Annotated in this window: 17 protein-coding genes; all 17 read right to left on the minus strand. The window is 61.5% G+C overall.

Translation table 11 applies throughout. The features are described from left to right. Positions 1-7 precede the first annotated feature (7 nt). Positions 8-1,183: an ABC transporter ATP-binding protein gene (locus HWX91_RS37255; protein ID WP_028195369.1), complete on the minus strand. Its 1,176-nt coding sequence runs from the start codon at positions 1,181-1,183 to the stop codon at positions 8-10. Positions 1,184-1,186: 3 nt separating this feature from the next. Then, a complete protein-coding gene (locus tag HWX91_RS37260; RefSeq protein WP_028195368.1) occupies positions 1,187-2,221 on the minus strand; it encodes an NAD(P)-dependent alcohol dehydrogenase in 1,035 nt (344 codons plus the stop codon). Between the two features lie 10 nt (positions 2,222-2,231). Further along, positions 2,232-3,044, minus strand: a complete 813-nt coding sequence (locus HWX91_RS37265) for a carbohydrate ABC transporter permease (protein WP_028195367.1) — start codon at positions 3,042-3,044, stop codon at positions 2,232-2,234. Further along, positions 3,032-3,910, minus strand: a complete 879-nt coding sequence (locus tag HWX91_RS37270) for a carbohydrate ABC transporter permease (protein WP_028195366.1) — start codon at positions 3,908-3,910, stop codon at positions 3,032-3,034. The genes HWX91_RS37265 and HWX91_RS37270 overlap by 13 nt, the downstream gene beginning before the upstream one ends. A 107-nt stretch (positions 3,911-4,017) precedes the next feature. Continuing rightward, entirely contained in the window at positions 4,018-5,331 is a 1,314-nt protein-coding gene (locus HWX91_RS37275; protein ID WP_052660651.1) for an ABC transporter substrate-binding protein, read from the minus strand. A 274-nt stretch (positions 5,332-5,605) separates the two neighbouring features. Continuing rightward, positions 5,606-6,439 carry an AraC family transcriptional regulator gene (locus HWX91_RS37280; RefSeq protein ID WP_028195364.1) on the minus strand — a complete coding sequence of 278 codons (834 nt, stop codon included), beginning with the start codon at positions 6,437-6,439 and terminating at the stop codon, positions 5,606-5,608. 146 nt (positions 6,440-6,585) lie between these two features. Continuing rightward, a complete protein-coding gene (locus tag HWX91_RS37285) occupies positions 6,586-8,088 on the minus strand; it encodes a DHA2 family efflux MFS transporter permease subunit (protein WP_028195363.1) in 1,503 nt (500 codons plus the stop codon). Positions 8,089-8,269: 181 nt separating this feature from the next. Continuing rightward, complete coding sequence (locus HWX91_RS37290; protein WP_028195362.1) at positions 8,270-8,947, minus strand: glutathione S-transferase family protein; 678 nt, start codon at positions 8,945-8,947, stop codon at positions 8,270-8,272. A gap of 128 nt (positions 8,948-9,075) precedes the next feature. After that, complete coding sequence (locus HWX91_RS37295) at positions 9,076-10,299, minus strand: dienelactone hydrolase family protein (protein WP_028195361.1); 1,224 nt, start codon at positions 10,297-10,299, stop codon at positions 9,076-9,078. Positions 10,300-10,346: 47 nt separating this feature from the next. Further along, positions 10,347-11,987, minus strand: coding sequence for an AMP-binding protein (locus HWX91_RS37300; protein ID WP_028195360.1), 1,641 nt, complete (start codon positions 11,985-11,987; stop codon positions 10,347-10,349). Between the two features lie 74 nt (positions 11,988-12,061). Continuing rightward, complete coding sequence (locus tag HWX91_RS37305; RefSeq protein WP_028195359.1) at positions 12,062-12,457, minus strand: RidA family protein; 396 nt, start codon at positions 12,455-12,457, stop codon at positions 12,062-12,064. After that, positions 12,454-12,897: an acyl-CoA thioesterase gene (locus HWX91_RS37310; protein WP_028195358.1), complete on the minus strand. Its 444-nt coding sequence runs from the start codon at positions 12,895-12,897 to the stop codon at positions 12,454-12,456. The genes HWX91_RS37305 and HWX91_RS37310 overlap by 4 nt, the downstream gene beginning before the upstream one ends. Continuing rightward, the gene (locus HWX91_RS37315) at positions 12,894-14,084 is read right to left on the minus strand and encodes an acyl-CoA dehydrogenase family protein (protein ID WP_042274328.1); all 1,191 of its coding nucleotides are present in this window, start codon (positions 14,082-14,084) and stop codon (positions 12,894-12,896) included. The genes HWX91_RS37310 and HWX91_RS37315 overlap by 4 nt, the downstream gene beginning before the upstream one ends. A 19-nt stretch (positions 14,085-14,103) precedes the next feature. Continuing rightward, positions 14,104-14,955 (minus strand): enoyl-CoA hydratase family protein, encoded by an 852-nt coding sequence (locus HWX91_RS37320; protein WP_028195356.1) that lies wholly within the window; start codon positions 14,953-14,955, stop codon positions 14,104-14,106. 21 nt (positions 14,956-14,976) lie between these two features. Next, positions 14,977-15,534, minus strand: a complete 558-nt coding sequence (locus tag HWX91_RS37325) for a MarR family winged helix-turn-helix transcriptional regulator (protein WP_028195355.1) — start codon at positions 15,532-15,534, stop codon at positions 14,977-14,979. Beyond that, on the minus strand, positions 15,531-16,307 hold the full coding sequence (locus HWX91_RS37330; RefSeq protein ID WP_028195354.1) for an SDR family NAD(P)-dependent oxidoreductase: 777 nt from the start codon (positions 16,305-16,307) through the stop codon (positions 15,531-15,533). The genes HWX91_RS37325 and HWX91_RS37330 overlap by 4 nt, the downstream gene beginning before the upstream one ends. Then, on the minus strand, positions 16,304-18,676 hold the full coding sequence (locus HWX91_RS37335) for a bifunctional salicylyl-CoA 5-hydroxylase/oxidoreductase (protein WP_028195353.1): 2,373 nt from the start codon (positions 18,674-18,676) through the stop codon (positions 16,304-16,306). The genes HWX91_RS37330 and HWX91_RS37335 overlap by 4 nt, the downstream gene beginning before the upstream one ends. Positions 18,677-18,720: the final 44 nt, after the last annotated feature.

Genomic DNA, 18,720 nt, shown 5'->3' on the forward strand with positions numbered 1-18,720 from the left:
TCGTGTGTCAATGCAAAGCGGCTCCCTGCACACCCGTGTTCAGATGTGGCGAACCTGCAAGCATTGTTCTGGCGACCTTAGGACCGGGCAACGAGACGTTTTGCTCCGTTCTGGTATCGAAAACATGCAGGTCGGCCACCTTGAACTGAAACGTTACCACGCTATCCACTTCAGGCAGGTCACTCGCCGGCATCAGGGCAGCCAGGCGTTCGCCGGCGAATTCAAACGTGACAAGTGCCTCCGCGCCCAGCAGTTCGATCAACTCCACTTTGCCGCGCAGCCTTAGCGAGTCGAATTCATCGTCTGCCGATGCCACTTTCAGATAGTTCGGCCGAATCGCCAGTTTCACCGCCTGGCCGGATTGCAGCGTGGCGAAACGCGGTCCGGCAAGCGCCCAGCGCTGGCCCTGCACCTGGACGAAACACGTTTCAGCGGCTCGCTCGACCGTTCCGGATATGAAATTCATCGCGGGTGTGCCGATAAACCCCGCGGCGAACAGCGTATGCGGGAAGTGGTAGAGATCGGACGGCGTGCCGGCCTGCTCAATCTGTCCGCCCCGCATCAGGATGACACGGTCGGCGAGCGTCATGGCTTCGAGCTGGTCGTGCGTGACATATACCGTCGTCGTCTTCAGGCGCTGATGCAGCCGCTTGATGTCGCCGCGCAACTGGGCTCGCAATTTCGCGTCGAGGTTGGACAACGGCTCATCGAACAGAAACACCTCAGGTGTCTTGATCATTGCCCGGGCAATCGCCGCGCGCTGCTGCTGGCCTCCCGACATGGCTCGCGGTTTGCGATCGAGCAAGGTGTCGAGGTTCAGCATCGCAGCGACTTCCCGCACGCGACGGTCGATTTCCGCCGCCGGCACCTTCAGCCGGCGCAAACCAAACGCAACGTTGTCGTACACGCTCATGTGCGGATACAGCGCATAGTTCTGAAACACCATCGCGACGTTACGCTCGCGCGCCGGCAAGTCGTTCACAACCGTGTCGCCGATCGCAAGTTCGCCCCCGGTGATTCCTTCGAGACCCGCAATCATGCGAAGCATCGTGGACTTGCCACATCCGGATGGTCCGAGCAACACGACGAACTCACCGTCGTCAATTTCCATATCGAGCGGATGCAATACCGGCTGGCCGCCATCGTAGCGTTTCGTGAGGCCTCTACAGACGATTTTAGCCATGGCTCAGTCCATTTCGATCTGGATCTTGACATCGGTCGGGCGTCCTGCTGCCGCTTCTTCGAACGCATTGAGGCCGTCGGCGAACGCGAACTTGCGCGAGATAAACGGCTTCACATCGATCATTCCCGAGCTGATCAGCGCCAGCGCGCGCGGAAATACATTCGCGTAGCGGAACACCGATTCGAGGCGCACCTCCTTCGCCTGCATCGCGACGACGTCGAGCGGCACGCGGTCCACTGGCATGCCGACCAGGACCGCACAGCCGCCAGGGCAAAGGAGATCGAACAGATCATCGTAGACCTTCGCGTTGCCGCTCGCTTCGAACACAACGTCGGCACCCCAGCCAGTGGTGACGTCCCGAACAACATCGGCGAGGCGCTGCTCACGCACGTTCACGGTCGTGACCGCCGGATTGCCGGCGAAGAGCGCCAGCTTTTCGCCGATCACGTCTGCCAGAATGACGCGCGACGCACCCCCCGCCAGGGCGGCAAGGGCCGTCATCGCGCCGATCGTTCCCGCGCCGACGACGACGGCAACGTCGCCTGGCCTCATCGAAGCCTTCTTGGCTGCCTGCAGCCCGATCGATAGCGGTTCGACGATCGCGCCCTCCGCGAACGACACATTGTCGGGAAGGCGGAAGGTGAATGCCGCGGGATGCACGACGTAAGGCGTCAGGCAACCGTGAATGGGAGGCGTTGCCCAGAAACGCACCGCGGGATCCAGGTTGTACAGCCCACGCATCGTGGCCGGCGAGTCGAATTGCGGGACGCCCGGTTCCATGCAAACGCGGTCACCCACACGCAGATTCGTCACCTCGCTGCCGAGTTCGACTACTGTTCCGGATGCTTCGTGGCCAAGCACCATCGGCGCGTCAACCTTGAACGGACCGATCTGCCCGTGCGTGTAGTAATGCACGTCACTACCGCAAACGCCAACCGTGTGAATCTTGATCTTGACGTCACGAGGACCGACTTCGAGCGGCAGGTCGATATCGCGAAGCGCGAGCTGGCGAGCTTCTTCGAGTACGAGAGCTTTCAAAACTTTCTCCTTACTTGCCTTTGAGCATTGAGTTCAACAGCCGGCTCAGGACGCCGACGAAAATGAGCGGGGGGAGGGCGAGCAGAACGGTGGAGGCGTTGATCACGCCCCACGGCACCTCCTGCCCGAGCGACGTGAACGCGGAAGCAACGACCGGCAACGTCGCGCTTCGCGACGACGTCAGGGCGAGCGCGATCATCAGTTCATTCCAGACCAGTACGAAGCTAAACACGATGCCTCCCATCAGCGTGGTTGCACTGACCGGCAACGCAATCCGCCAGAAAACTTCGTAGGGGCCGTACCCATCCAACGTCGCGGCCTCTTCGACTTCGCGCGGCAGACGCTGAAATACCGGAATCGACAGCCATGTAATGGTTGACAGCGTGACGAGCAGATACGTCACCACCATCGACAACTTCGTGTCGTACAGCCCGAGGTCGACCCAGATAGCGATCAACGGTATGGCGACTGCAACCGGCGGCAGAAATCGCAGCGACAGGAGAAAGAACTGGATGTCGCGCTTTCCCGGGACGTGATAACGCGCGATGACATAGGCGGCGGGCACGCCGAGCAGCGCGCCGAGCACGACAGCGCAGCCCACAATGGAAAGGCTGTTGCCGAGGCCAATCAGAACCTCGGGGCTCGACACGACCTGCCGGTAGTTTTCGAGCGTCGGGGTGAAAATGAAGCGCGGCGTCGGCGTGACGATGTCGAGCAGATTCTTCAGTGAATTGAGGAATGCCCAGAATATCGGAAACACGGCAACCACCGCGAGCGCCACGCCGAACGACCATGCGGCACTTCGCGAAATCAGTCTTCCCATTTGTTCACCCGCTTCCAGATGAAAGTGAAAATCAGCGTGGTCGCAACCATCATCAGCACGGCCATACTCGACGCATAGGAGACCTTCCCGGATAAACCGATACCTTGCGAATAAGCGTACATGTCCAGGGTTTCAGTCGTGATTCCAGGGCCGCCTTTGGTCATCACGTAGACGAGATCGAACGAACGCAGCGACTCGACCATCTTGATGAACACCAGGCTCATGATCGGCACCTTCAGCATCGGCAGCGCGATATACGCGTAGACTTGCCACGTGCGCGCATAGTCCAGCCGGGCGGCCTCGAGCGGTTCGGGTGGCAGCGTTTCGAGCAGCTTCAATACGACGACTGCGAAGAACAGCCCCCACTGCCAGATGTCGACGAGTGCCACCGCATATAGCGCAAGGTGAGGGTCGGAGAGAAAAGCCGTGTTTTCGACGCCCAGCAGACCCAGAAACCAGCTAAGAATGCCCGTGAGCGGCGAATACATGAACTTCCAGATGAAGGCCGCCGACACGCGCGGTAGAAGTACAGGCACGATCAGCAACAGCGAAACGATGCTGCGCATCCGGCCGTGGATCTGCTCGAACAGATAGATCGCTATCAGAACGCCCACCGCGACCGCGCCGACCACGGTGACAATTTCCCAGATGGCCGATACTTCGATGGAATTGAGGAAGCGCCTGTCCGAGAACAGACGGATGAAATTGCGCAGCCAGACGTACTCGCTGTCCGGGTAGCGCAGTACGCGATTCTTCAACGCGAGGTTGATTGCCGCGACGGTAGGAACCAGACCGAGGATCGCCATTACGGCAAGAGGTGGCCCAAGAAATACGAACGGAAGGCTGGTTTTGCCCCGATTGAACATTGATGTCTCCGACAGCATAGAGCCCGCGAACCCAGCGTTCGCGTGAGACCACGATCTGATCTGCGGTGCCCCTTGCTGCATAACGCATGCGGCGAGGGGCGTTCACATTACTTCTTCGTGCCGTGCTCCATCGCATCCTGAGCGTACTGAACGGCGTCGTTCAGCGTGGCCTGAACATCGGGCTGGGTACCCGCGAACACTTCCTCCAGCGCGATACCGAGGTTGTCGCCGATGTCGGGCCACTGCGGGCTTGACCAGATCGTGACCTTCGTCACCGGATTGGTATCGTTCAGGCCGGCGAGAATCTGCGGCTTGACGTGCTTCTGGAAGTAATCGCTTCTGATCGTGCTCGTGCGGTTGTAGTCGCTAAAAACGTTGTCGCGCAGGCGGGCCTGCTCCTGATCCTTGCCCGTCGCCCAGGCAATGAACTTGCCCGCCGCCTGACGCGTGCATTCATCCTTGGCGCCGACAGAAGAAATTGCGAGCCCGTGGCCATAAGCCGCCGACGGCAGCGGTGCCGGCGGCCTCACGTATCCCACCTTGTCCGCCACGCTGGACTTGGTCGGGTCTTCCATCCAGTCGGCGAATGGCGTCGATTCGATCATGAACGCGACCTTGCCGGAACGGAACGCTTCGAGCGCATTGCTCCAGTCGTACGTCGCCGCACCCGGAGGCGCATATTTGAAGAGATCGCGATAGAGCAGCGTGGCCTTCACCGCGGCCGGCGAATTGAAGTCCGGTGCCTGGTTCTTATCGGTCCAGGTTCCGCCCTCGGCGAGCATGAACGGCGCCCAGCGCCACACATTCATGCCCGACCCGCGTTGTCCGCGTGCAACCCAACCGTACATATTGGGCGGCGCGTTGAGCTTTTTGATGTCCGCGACGAGTTCGTCGAGCGTTTTCGGCACCGGTAGATGCGCCTTCTCGAGAAGGTCGCGACGGTAGAACAGGAAATCGCCGCCGCCGATCAGCGGGGCAAAATACGCGACGCCCTTATAGCTCGCGACAGCACGCCGGCCGGGCAGGAAATCGTCATAGTCCGCGTCTTTCGGATAGTACTTCAGCAGCGGTACGACCCAGCCCGCGGATGCGAATTCGGCGACATTCGCCTCGTCGACATAGTAGATTTGATAAGAACCCGCGCCCGTTGACGCGTCGAGTCGTGATTTCGAACGACGGTCGTTTTCGCCGAAGTAGTTGATTTCAATCTTGGTGCCGCTGCGCTTTTCATAGTCGGGCAGCGACTTCTCCATGACTGTCAGGCCGAGGCTTTTCTGGGCGAGGACCTTGAGCACGGGAACGTTGCAGGTCTGTGCCGCCGCGAGCATGGGAAGGCTCGCGCCCAGTAATGCGCAAGCTGTCAATAATTGAACAGATTTCACTCTCGTCTCCGCTTTTGGAATGTTCTTTGGCAACGCCATACGGGCACTGCGATTGGGAGCAGTGCGAGCGTACGGTGACGAGAACTGTAGTGGTCGCGGGCAATGGTCAGCCACTGCAAAAGGCGGAAGCCGATGATACTTTTTGCTCGTGTGTTGGGTGCAATGCACAAAATGTGTCAGTCGCCGGAAAAGGCACCCGGACGCCGCGCCTTTGTCGCGACGCTTTTTTAACCCGAACGAGCGGCGCTCAGCGAAGCGCCGGCGCCGCTCGTCAATGCGTTCGTGGCGGTATGCGCGGCGTAGTGGTTCCGAACTAGGCCTTCAACGGCAACCAGATCTCGAGCCCACCCATACCAGTGACCGGATCGAATTTTTCGTCATAGCGTTCGAAGTTCGGTGCGTCGGCGGGAACATGTCCCGATTCCGGCAGCCATTGATTCCAGATCGCATTCCACGTGTGCCGCACGGTCGAGACGTGCTCGCGGTGGCGGAACACCGCGTAACGTTGCGGGGCAATGCGCAAGCGGCTCAGTTCGGCAGGCAAGGCTGAGAAGTCGCTGACTTCGACGCCGCATAGATAATCGATATTGCCGGCGTCGTCGGCGTTGTAGCAGACGCCATACGCCACGTTGCCGACCTGGCCCGGCACGCTGCCGAAGTAGTCGCCAAAGCGCTGCCATTGCGAAGGAATCGCGGCGGTGGTTTCGCTCGTATAGCGCTCGCTGAGTCCCGCGACGAGAAACGGTTTGCCGTCTTCGAAACGCGGCGCTTCGAGATGGGTGAGAAAGGGTTTGTCCATTCTGATCGGCTCCACGATAGCAAGGTTGTCGAGGTGACCACGCGTGCGTAACGCTTCGGGCGTGAGCCCGAATTGCTCGCGAAACGCTCGCGTGAATGCTTCGTGAGAACCGTAACCGGCATCGACAGCAACCGCCAGGATATCGGGGGCACCGTCGGCCAGGTGTCGTGCCGCTTCGCTCAAGCGGCGCGCGCGAACGTAGCGCATCACCGAAAACCCGGTGGCTGCTTCAAACGCACGCGCCAGATGAAAGCGCGATACGCACCCGCCATTGGCGATTTCGTCCAGCGTCAGCGCGCGGGCAAAGTGACTTTCGATAAACCAGAGCGCTTTTCCGACGGGATTCATTTCGGCTCTCATGTTTGCATGAAGCCAGCATAGCCAGGCAAGATCCGGTGCATTTGATCGCGCTTGCGGTTTTGCGGTCGGTGCGGGTGGTCATGAGCTGAGCTCCTTCCTATGCCCTGCTTCGTGTTTGCCCCGCGTTGGTCCGGTCAGTAGTTTTCTGTCGCCGCCTCATTGCCGGCGGCGCGAGGCTTTTCGGATGCCGACGGGCCGTGACCGGGCTCATGCGCGTCCGCAGGAGCACCGCCAGCTTGCCCGGGACGCAACAACAACCCGCCCAGCACACCCGCAACCGCCGCGAAGATCGCGCCGAACAGAAACGCCACGTGGTAGCCGCCATTGAGCGCGGCTGTGGCGCTTTCGGAAGCCTGCATCGCGTCGCTGCGCGCGGCCGCGAGACTTGCGAGCACCGCGAGACCGAGCGCGCCGCCCATCATGAACGACGTATTGACGATACCGGACGCGAGGCCCGAATCGCTCGGGTCGACGTCGCTCATGGCGGCCAGCAGCATGGGATTGAACGCGATGCCGGCACCGAAGCCAAGCAGGATCATGCCGGGCAGCACGTCGAGCACGAAGCTGCCGTTGACCGGTGCCCGTGCAAACAGCGCGAGCCCGACCGCTGCAACGAGCAATCCAGCGGCAAGGGGCACACGCAGACCGAAACGCATCACCACGCGCGCCGACAGACCCAACGAAAAGAACGCCATGATCAGATTGGCCGGCAAAAACGCGAGCCCGACCTGCAAAGGCCGGTAACCGAGCACGCGCTGCAGATACAACGCGGAGATGAAAAACCACGCGAACATTGCCGCCGCCCAGAGTACGCCGACCACATTGGCGGTCGCGACATTGCGCAGGCGAAATAGACCGAGCGGCATCAACGGATGCTGCACGCGTGCTTCGATAACAAGAAACACGGCCAGCAGCACGAGTGCGGCGAACAGCAGACCCAGCGTTTGCGCCGAGGTCCAGCCGGCTTCATTGCCGTTCACCACCGCGTACACGGCGAGCATCAACGAAGCCGTGACCGTCACCGCACCGGCCACGTCGAGCCGTTCGCCATGAGCATGACCGCGCGCGGACGGCAGGAGCGCGACACAGAGCGCGTAGACGGCGATGCCAATCGGCAAGTTGACGAGAAAGATCCAGTGCCAGCTCAGCAGGTTGGTCAGCAGGCCGCCGAGCAGGACGCCGATGCTGCCGCCACCCGCGCAGACAAAACCATACACGCCCATCGCCTTGGCCCGTTCGCCGGTCTCGGTGAACAGATTCATGATCAGCGACAGCGACACAGCGGAGACGACCGCACCGCCCAGGCCCTGCACGGCACGCGCGCATACCAGCAGGATTTGCGAGTTCGCCATGCCGCAAGCGAGCGAGGCCAGCGTGAACAGCGTGATGCCGCCGAGAAAAAGCTTGCGGTGGCCGTACAGATCGCCGAGCCGCCCGCCCAGCAGCAGGCAGCCGCCGAACGTGAGCATGTACGCATTGACCACCCACACCAGCGAGGTCTCGCTAAAACCGAGGTCGGCTGCGATCGACGGCAACGCAACGTTCACGATCGTCGTATCGAGCACGATCATGAGCACGCCGAGGCACAGAACGATCAGTGCCAGCCAGCGCTTGTTGCCGTGGATGGAATGGGTCATGCGGGGACTCCTTTGCCTTGATCGAACGGGTGCGATCGGGTTTGAGGCGAATGCCGGACGTTCCGCCGCTCGGCACGAAGTTGGGAACCCGGGCGGCAACCCGTCGATGGCAATGGGGAAATTCAGTCTAGCACTCGCGAGTTTTCGGTCACAACTACGAATTCCTGGGCGGAACCGGGTGTCAGTCGCCGCCCAGCAGTTCGTACTTGCCGCCGTGCTCCAGCGCCCGTTGATAGGCCGGCCGGGCGTGAACACGCTTGAGGAAATCGACGACAGCGGGAATCTGCCCTTCCATGCCGCCGCGCGCGGTGGCGGCTTCGAGCGGAAAGCTCATCTGAACGTCGGCCGCCGTGAAATCGGTGCCGACGAACCAGCCGGTCGCGCTCAATTCCTTGTTGATGTAGCCAAGGTGCAGCTTCAACTGCGGATCGATGAAACTCGACTGCAGCGTCGCGGCGATCTTGCGGGCGATCGGTTTGGCAAAGAAGGGCATCGGCGCGCCGGCGATACGCAGGGCGACCAGCTTGAGCAGCAGCGGCGGCATGGCCGAGCCTTCCGCATAGTGCATCCAGTAGGTGTAGCGCAGACGCCCGGGCGTGCCCGCGGCGGGAGCGAAGCGGCCTTGACCGTACTTGTCGACCAGATACTCGATGATCGCGCCCGATTCGGCGATGGTCTGCCCGTCGTCCACGATCACGGGCGACTTGCCGAGTGGATGAATCGCGCGCAATTCGGACGGCGCGAGCATCGTTTTCGGGTCACGCTCGTAGCGCTTGATCTCGTACGGAACGCCGAGTTCTTCGAGCAGCCACAACACGCGTTGCGAGCGGGAGTTGTTCAGATGATGGACGATCAGCATGGGTCGAGGGAGGTTGGCCAGTGAAGAGTCACATCATAGGGGTGTTGTGCCGAGGCAGGGCTCTAGTTGCTACCTGCGGCTCACGCCGGGACAAGCCCGGCGAAACCTGGCACAAACCCGGTCAAACGTCACACTCGCGACTTCGTGCCCATTAACTGATTCGACGGCAACGTCTCGTCGAGCAGTTTGCGCGCGCTTTCTATGCCGGCCACCGGCAGGCCCTCTGGATTCAGCAAACCGACCTGCACGAGCACGGAAGCCTGATCCCAGTAGATGTGCTCGTTGTACAGCTTGTCGCCGCGAAAGCACACTACGGCCAGCATCGGCACTTCGAAATACTTGCCGGTTGGCGCGACACCGGGCAGCAGCCAGTCGATTTCGCAGCTATGCGTGCAGCTAAAAATGAATTCGTCGACAATGCGATCGGCACCGATCGTGCGCGAGATTGGAATCAGCTTCGTATCGGCAGGATTCGAATTGACGAAGTGATGTGTGTAAAAACGCTTGAGCTTGTCGTGACCTACGCCGCCCGTCATGGTGGGGACGTGATTGACGTAGGGTTGCGCGACCATGGTGGGCATGACCGCATCCACGTCGCGCGTGGCGAACTCGTAGTAGCAGTGCGCCTCCCACAGCGCGTTCAGATCGTAGACGGGACCCAGCACTTTGCGCAGCAGCGCGAGCGTGCGCGAATAGGCCATCATCGCGGCTGGTTTGTCGTACTGCGGGCGTGACGGTGCGGCGAACGCATGATCGCAGCCTGGGTACACGTATTGCTCGATCTGTGGACGCGTGCGCAGCGCCGCGCTGATTCGCTCGCGCGTTTCGGGCGGGCAATGCGCGTCGTTTTCGGGGAAGTGGAACACCATCGGGCAGCGTACGGCCGGTACTTCATCCAGATTCGCTTCGAGGCCGACGCCGTAGTAACTGACCGCGCAGTCCACGTCAGTGCGTGCCGCGCTCAGGAACGCGAGCTTGCCGCCAAGACAATAACCGACTGCGCCTACCTTGCCGGCCTGCTCGGGCAATGCACGCAGGGTCGCGACTGTTGCCGCGATATCGTCGATGGCCAGATCGACATCGAAGCGCCCGAGATAATCGAGCGCCTGCTTCATATCGGCCTCGCCGTAACCTAGAGAAATGCCCGGCTTGATCCGCCAGAACAGATCCGGCACCAGCACCACGTAGCCTTCTTCGGCGAAGCGGTCGGCCATCGCCCTCATGGTCTCGTTGATGCCGAAAATTTCTTGCAGCAGCACGAGCCCTGGACCCGAGCCTTGCGCCGGACGCGCAATGTAGGCATTGAAACGGCCGCCATCCTGGGCGACGACTTCGATGAAAGAGTCAGCCATGTGGTGTGTCTCCGATCCCAAACAAATAGTTGCCGCGGAAAGAGGAGCTATTTCAGCGTACGCAATTCAAAGCGCTTGAGCTTGCCGGTTTCGGTGCGCGGCAGCGACGTCAAGAATACGATGGTGCGCGGGTATTTATACGGCGCCACGCTATTCTTCACGAAATCCTGCAGTTGCGCGACCAGTTCGTCACCGGGCGTGTAACCCGGGTTCAGCACCACGAAGGCTTTGACGATTTGCCCACGCGTTTCGTCAGGCGCGCCGATCACGCCGCATTCGGCTACCGCATCATGTTGCAGCAGCACGCTTTCCACTTCCGGACCGGATATGTTGTAGCCGGCGGAGACGATCATGTCGTCGGCGCGAGCCTGATAAAACACGTAACCGTCTTCGTCCAGATAGACAGAGTCGCCGGGGAGGTTCCAGCCGTCGCGTACGAACTTCATCTGGCGGTCGTCGGCCAGGTAGCGGCAGCCGGTCGGCCCGCGCACCGCGAGTTTGCCGATGGTGCCGGCGGGGACGGGCTGCATGTCGTCGTCCACGGCTTGCACCACGTAGCCCGGCACCGCGCGTCCGATCGCATGCGGGCGAATCTCGTCGCCTTGCGCGGAGATGAAAATATGGATCAACTCCGTACCGCCGATCCCGTCGATCATGTCGATGCCCGTGGCGTCGTGCCATAAACGGCGCGTCGAATCCGGCAAGGCCTCACCTGCCGACACCGTTTTCTTCAAGCTTGAAATGTCGTGATGCGCGACGAGCGGCGCCATTTGCCGATAGAAGGTCGGCGCGGTGAACATGATCGTGGCATGAAAGCGTTCGACGGTTTGCAGCAAGGTTTCGGGCGTGAGCCGCTCGATCAGTACCGTCGATGCACCGACTCGCAGCGGAAAGCACAGTAGTCCGCCCAGTCCGAATGTGAAGGCGAGCGGCGGCGTGCCGCAAAATACATCGCTCGATGAAGGCTTCAGAACGTGCCGCGGAAACAGATCGCACATGGCCAGCACGTCACGGTGAAAGTGCATGCAGCCTTTCGGTGCACCCGTGGTGCCGCTGGTGAAGGCGATCAGGCAGACGTCGTCAGCGGCGGTGTCGCACGCGGTGAAGTGGTCCGGTTTGTTGCGCGCGAGGGTGTCGAGCGAAGCGGCGGAATCGTCATGAAACAGGCGTGTCTGTTTGAGACCCGCGCAGTAGAACTCGTCCTGGGGATCGTTGCAGCGCGCGAGTTCATCGGTCAGGCGTGCGTCGCATAGGGCGGCGCCGACTTGCGCTTTCTCGATGATCTGCTTGAGTTCTTTCGCCCGCAGCAGCGGCATGGTGGGCACCACGACGAGGCCGGCCTTGAGCGCGGCGAGCGCCGCCACCGCCATCTGCAAGGTGTTCGGCCCGCGCAGCAGCACGCGGTTGCCCGGCTGCAAACCCATTTCATCGACCAGCACATGCGCGCTGCGATTCACCATGGCAAGCAGTTCGCCGTATGTGGTCGCCTGCGGCTTGCCCTCTACGTCGGACCAGATTGCCGGACGGTCGCGATGCCCCGCTTCGATCGTTCTGTCGAGCAGTTCCGTCGCGCAATTGAAACGCGCCGGGTAGCTAACGTCCGGGTTGTCGAGCAGAAAGACAGGCCATTGATCGTGCGGCGGAAGATTGTCGCGCGCGAAGGTATCGACATGTGCTGACGGTTCCATCATGGTCTCCCGGGCGTTGAGCCGGCTGAGGGCGCTTCGGTTGGCTTGGTGGGTGGCGTGTTCGTGTACTTTGCTTACTGGGGAATCACGGCCGTTGCTTCGATCTCGACCTTGGCTTCGTCTTCGATCAATGCAACGACCTGTACCGCGCTCATCGCGATGTCGTAGTCGCCGATCAGCTCGCGAAAGGCGCGGCCGATATCTTTCAGCGAGGCAAGGTACTCGCGTTTATCCGTGACGTACCACGTCAGCCGGACCAGATGCTCGGGTTTACCGCCCGCTTCATGCAATACGGCGACCACGTTCCTGAGCGCCTGAATTGCCTGTTGGGCGAAGTCGGCGGTCTGAAAGCGCGCCTGTTCGTCCCAACCGATCTGGCCGGCGATGAACACTTGCGTGCCGGTCGCGGCAACGCCGTTCGCGTAGCCGCGCGGCTTGATCCAACCGGCGGGAAGGAGAGCTTTTTTCATGAGCGATGGGCCTCGATGGGTTCGGGCTGTGGAGCGAACTTCGCGAGCGCGCTCGCGATGTCGGCGGGAATGTCGATGGAGGCGCCGCTTTCGAGCGACGTGGTCACCAGCACCTGTTTCGCACTGAAGCGGATTTCGTCGCCATGCTGGCCGACGATCCCGATGCTGATCGAACGGCGACCCACCTTGATGAGTTTGAGCGACAGCGTGATCGTTTCACCCATCTGGCTCGGCCGGGAAAACTCGCAATCGAGTTTGACGATCGGCAGGCCGACACGGCGTTGCGCGATCATCCGTGCGTAGTCGATCCGCAGGCCTTCGTTGAACCAGTCTTCAACTAGCGCGTTGGTCATCACCAGATACTGCGGAAAGAACACGATGCCGGCCGGATCGCAGTGCGAAAAGCGGATGCGGACCGGTCTTTCAAAGGTCGGGTTCATTTCGCTGCGTCCTTGCCGGATTCCGCAGCATGCGCTTTCAGGAGATCGCGGCCGACAATCAACTGCTGCACTTCGGTCGCGCCTTCATAGATCCGTAAAGCACGAATTTCGCGGTACAGCATCTCGACAGCGGTGCCGCTTTGCACGCCCATTCCGCCATAAAGTTGCACGGCGGCGTCGATTACCTGTTGCGCGCCTTCGCTGGCGTGCCACTTGGCCATCGCGGCTTCACGCGTGACGTTTTCGCCCTGATCGCGCAGCCATGCCGCGCGATACACCAGCAACGCGCTGCTGTCGATCGTCAATGCCATCTGCGCGAGCTTGGCCTGCGTCAGTTGAAAATCGCCGAGCGTCTGGCCGAACATCTTGCGCGACGCCGCACGCGAAAGACCTTCAGCCATGGCATGACGCGCGAACCCCAACGACGCGGCTGCCACTGACGTGCGGAAGATATCCAGCGTACGCATCGCGAGCTTGAAACCTTCGCCGGGTGCGCCGAGCATCTGGCCGCGCGGCACGCGTGCGCCGGCAAAGTGCAAACGCGCGAGCGGATGCGGCGCGATTACGTCGATGCGTTCGGCGATTTCCAGGCCCGGCGTGTCGGCGTCGACGATAAATGCGGTAATGCCGCGTGCGCCGGGCGCTTCGCCGGTTCTGGCGAACACTACGTAGAAATCCGCGATGCCGCCGTTGGAGATCCACGTCTTGTCGCCGTCGAGTACGTAGAAGTCACCGTCTTCTCGCGCCGAGAGAGCCATTGCGGCGACGTCCGATCCTGCCTCCGGTTCCGACAAGGCGAAGGCGGCGAGAGCCGATCCGTTCGCGACGCGCGGCAAGTAACGCGTCTTTTGCTCATGTGTGCCGCCGAGCGAGATCGCCCCGGAGCCAAGCCCTTGCATTGCCAGCGCGAAATCCGCGAGACCGGAATGTTTGGCGAGCGTTTCGCGCAACAGGCACACCGCGCGTGTGTCGATGGTATCGCCATGTCCGCCGTAGGCCACGCCGCCAACACCATATTTCAGCCAGCCTGCCGCACCGAGTTCGCGGACCAGATGGCGGCAGGTCGCATCGACGTCATCGTGCTCGACGTGCGAGAGATTGTTGCTGCACCATGCTTCGATACCCTTGGCCAGTTCGCGATGGCGCGGTTCAAAAAACGGCCACGCGAGCGCGCTGTGCAGATCCATATCGCTGTGAGTGCTCAATTCAATCTCCCTCGAACACAGGGCGCGACTTCGCGGCAAACGCGTTATATGCACGTTCGAAATCGCGGGTGCTCATGCAGATGGCCTGAGCTTGGGCTTCCGATTCAATCGCTTCGTCGATGCTCATGCTCCATTCCTGGTGCAGCATCTTCTTCGTGATGCCGTGCGCGAAGGTCGGGCCGGCAGCGAGATCGGCGGCGAGCTTTTGCGCTTCCGCGAGGAGCGCCGCCGGGTCGCAGAGGCGGTTATAGAAGCCCCATGCGTGGCCTTCGTCGCCGCTCGCCGAGCGGCCGGTGAACAGCAGTTCGGCGGCGCGTCCCTGACCGATGATGCGCGGCAGGATCGCGCAGGCGCCCATATCGCAGCCGGCGAGGCCGACGCGTGTGAACAGAAATGCGAGTTTGCTGCGCGCGGTGCCGAGCCGCATGTCGGACGACATCGCCAGAATCGCGCCGGCGCCCGCGCATACGCCGTCGACCGCCGCAATGATGGGTTGCGGGCAGTGGCGCATTGCCTTGACCAGGTCGCCTGTCATGCGGGTGAACAGCAGCAGCTCGGGCATCGGCAGATCGATCAGCGGTGCAATGATGTCGTGCACGTCGCCGCCGGAGCAGAAGTTCTCGCCCGCTCCGTGGATCACGACCGCCTTCACGTCGGTTGCGTAGGCGAGTTGCCGGAACAGATCGCGTAACTCCGCATACGATTCGAAGGTCAGCGGATTCTTGCGCTCGGGGCGGTTCAGCGTGATCGTCGCGACCTTGCCGGCGACCGACCAGCCGAAGTGCCGCGCTTCGTAACCGGCGAGTGTCAGGCGGTTGCCGGCCAGCAGCGCGTCGGCATTGGATCGTGTCATGAGTGTCTCCTACGGTGCGAATCAGTCTTTCAGACTGTCGAGCAGATGTTGTTTGAGTTTGCCGAGGCGCTGATGGGTGCGCGATTTTTCGTCGAGGCTCAAGCCGCCGAACAGTTCGACGACCCATTGCTCATGCGCTACTGCCATCTTGTCGAACGCCTTGCGGCCCGCGGGGGTGAGGCACACGCTGATCGAGCGGCGGTCGTTCGGATCGGTGTCGCGCGAAACCAGCCCTTCTTTTTCGAGCTGATCCGTAATGCCGGTCACGTTGCCGCCCGTCACCATCAAACGGCGCGACAGCTCGGTCATCTTCAGCCCTTCCGGATGACGTTCGAGCTGTGCCATCAGGTCGAAACGCGGCAACGTGGTGTCGAATTCGTTGCGCAGACGCTTGCGCAATTCGGCTTGCACGAGATTGGTCGTGGTCAGCATGCGCAGCCACAAACGCAGGCCCATATGACTATCGGCGCCGGTGCTCATTTCCAGATCCACGACGTTCTCCGCAAGTTTGGCGACGCCTTTGCGCGCCGGCTTGGCTTCGGCCGATGGGGGCGTTTTGATGTTCGATGACTTGGTCACATTACTTCTCCACCGGAGATGGAAATGGATTGGCCCGTGATCGCGTCCGAGCCGGGTTGGCAGAGCCAAAGCACCGAGTTGGCGACTTGTTCCGGGCTCACGAAACGACGCTGCGGATTCGAGCGAAGCAAGGTTTCGCGCGCTTGCTGTTCCGTGCGTGAGGTCTTGCTGGTGATCTGGTCGAGCGACGCATGCAGCAGCTCGGTTTCCGTATAACCGGGGCAGACGGCGTTGACCGTGATGCCTTTGGTCGCGACTTCCAACGCGAGCGAACGCGTCAGGCCGATCACCCCGTGTTTCGCGGCACAGTACGCCGCGACGTACGCATAACCGATTTGTCCCGCCGTGCTCGCGATATTGACGATGCGGCCGTGACCGCGTTCGAGCATGCCGGGCAGCACGGCACGCGTGCCGAGGAACACGCCGGTGAGATTGACGTCGAGCATGCGCTGCCAGAGCGCCATGTCGGTGTGGGTAAAGGGGGCGGCCTGCGCCTGACCTGCGTTGTTGACGAGGATGTCGATGGCACCGGCTTGCGCGAATGCCTTCTCGACCGATTCTTCGCTGGTGACGTCGACGCTGATGCAGGCGACCTCACCGAGGCCGTTGAACTTTTCCCGCTGTGCTTCGAGACGTTGCACGTTGCGGCCCATCAAGGTGACGCGGGCGCCGGCGCGCAGCAGCACTTCGGCCACCGCTGCACCGATGCCGCTGCCGCCGCCGGTGACGACGGCATGCTGTCCTGCGAGCGTCGAGGTAGTTGGCGTATTCACGTTGTTCCTTCAGCGCGTTGCGCGCGTTCTTGTGCCGACAGGCCAGCGTTAGCTGCGGCCTGGGCGCGTTCGCGTTCGAGATTGCGCTCGAGTTGCGACTTGGCCGCCGTATAGGGCTTTGGCCATGCCACGTCGAAGTAGCCTATTTTTGCGGCTTCATTCAACGTCCAGGACGGATTGGCCAGATGGGGCCGCGCTATCGCGCAGAGATCGGCTCGGCCCGCCGCGATGATGCTGTTCACATGGTCCGCTTCCGAGATCGCACCAACGGCGATCGTCGCGATGCCGGCTTCGTTGCGCACGCGGTCGGAGAAGGGCGTCTGGAACATGCGGCCGTACACGGGCTTTTCCTGCTTGCTGACCTGGCCCGACGAGACGTCGATCATGTCGGCGCCTGCCGCTTTGAAGGCGCGCGCGATTTGCACGGCGTCGTCGGGCGTGGTGCCTCCGTCGACCCAGTCGTTGGCGGAAATGCGCACGGAGATCGGCTTGTCTTGCGGCCAGACCGCACGGATCGCCTTGAAAACCTGCAACGGATAGCGCAGACGGTTTTCAAGCGAGCCGCCGTATTCGTCGGTGCGCTGGTTGGTCAACGGCGACAGGAAGCTCGACAGAAAATAGCCATGCGCGCAGTGCAATTCGAGCCAATCGAAGCCTGCCTCTGCGGACATTTTCGTAGCGCGTACGAACTGCGCTTCGATTTGATTGAGCTCGTCCCGGGTGGCTTCACGCGAGGTCTGACTGATACCGCTTAAATACTGTTGGGGCGAAGCGGACACGAGCGGCCAGTTGCCCTCGTCGAGCGGCAGGTCGATGCCTTCCCACGCGACACGTGTCGAGCCTTTGGCGCCGGAGTGCCCGAGCTGAATGCCGATTTTCGCGTCCGACTGATGATGCACGAGATCGACAATGCGCTTCCACGCCGCCAGATGTTCCGGCGCGTACATGCCGGGACAGGCGGGCGTGATGCGCGCTTCGGGCGACACGCAGGTCATTTCCGTCATGACGAGCGCGGCGCCGCCCATGGCGCGGGCACCGAGATGCATCAGATGATAGTCACCGGCTACGCCGTCGACAGCGGAGTACTGCGCCATCGGCGAAACGACGACGCGGTTTTTCAGCGTGACGCCACGCAACGTGAAGGGCGTGAACATCGGCGGAACGGAGTGTTTTTCAGGCGCGCGATCGATGCCCGAGCGGTGCGCGAGCCAGTCTTCGAACGCCGACAGATAGCTTCCATCGCGCTCCCGCAGGTTTTCGTGCGAAATGCGCTGCGAACGCGTAAGCAGCGAGTAGGCGAACTGTTCCGGCTCGAACGACGTATAGCGATCGACATGCTCGAACCATTCCGTCGAATTGCGCGCGGCATTCTGGATGCGCAGCACGTCGATACTGCGCACGTCGGTGTAGTGCTGCAACGCGGCGGCCAAGTCACCCGGATGCGCGCCCATGCTGTTGGCGAGTTCGATCGAATCTTCGAGTGCGAGCTTGGTGCCCGAGCCGATCGAGAAGTGCGCGGTGTGCGCTGCATCGCCCATCAGCACGATCGGTGTTTGCGTGCCGTCGGCATTGTTGCGCCAGTGCACCCATTCCTCATTGACGACGCGCGGGAAGCGAATCCATTGCGACGACCCGCGCAAATGCGCGGCGTTCGAGAGCAATGCGTTGCCGTCCAGGTATTTGGCGAACAGTTTCTCGCAGAACGCGATGCTGTCTTCCTTGCTCATTTCGTCGAGACCGGCGGCACGCCAGACGCGCTCCGGTGCTTCCACAATAAACGTGGAGGTTTGATCGTCGAAACGATAAGCGTGAGCCTGGAACCAGCCGAACTCTGTTTCTTCGAAGGCGAATGTGAAGGCGTCAAATAGCTTTTTGGTGCCGAGCCAGACGAAGCGGCAATCGCGCATGTCGATTGCGGGCTTGTAAGTCGCTGCGTACTTTTGACGGATCGCGCTGTTGGCGCCGTCACAGGCGATGATCAGGTCGGCGTTGTAGATGGTGTCGTCGGTGACCTGGGTTTCGAAAACCAGCTTGACGCCCAGTTCTTCGCAACGCGCCTGCAGGATATTCAGCAGACGTTTTCTGCCGATACCGCAGAAGCCGTGGCCCGACGAGCGAATCTGCCTGCCGCGGAAATTGATCTCGATGTCGTCCCAGTGATTGAAGGCGTCGAGAATCGCGTCCGCGCTCGGGGCGTCGGCGGCGCGCAGGTTGCCGAGCGTCTGGTCGGAGAAGACGACGCCCCAGCCGAAGGTGTCGTAGGGGCGATTGCGTTCGACCACCGTGACCTCGTACGCCGGGTTCCGGCCCTTCATTAACAGGCCGAAGTACAAACCGGCCGGGCCGCCGCCGATACATACGATACGCATGCTGACTCTCCAGTGGACTTTGCTCTGGAAAGTAATTTAGGCCT

The sequence above is a fragment of the Paraburkholderia fungorum genome (assembly GCF_902833645.1).
GTDB lineage: Bacteria > Pseudomonadota > Gammaproteobacteria > Burkholderiales > Burkholderiaceae > Paraburkholderia > Paraburkholderia fungorum.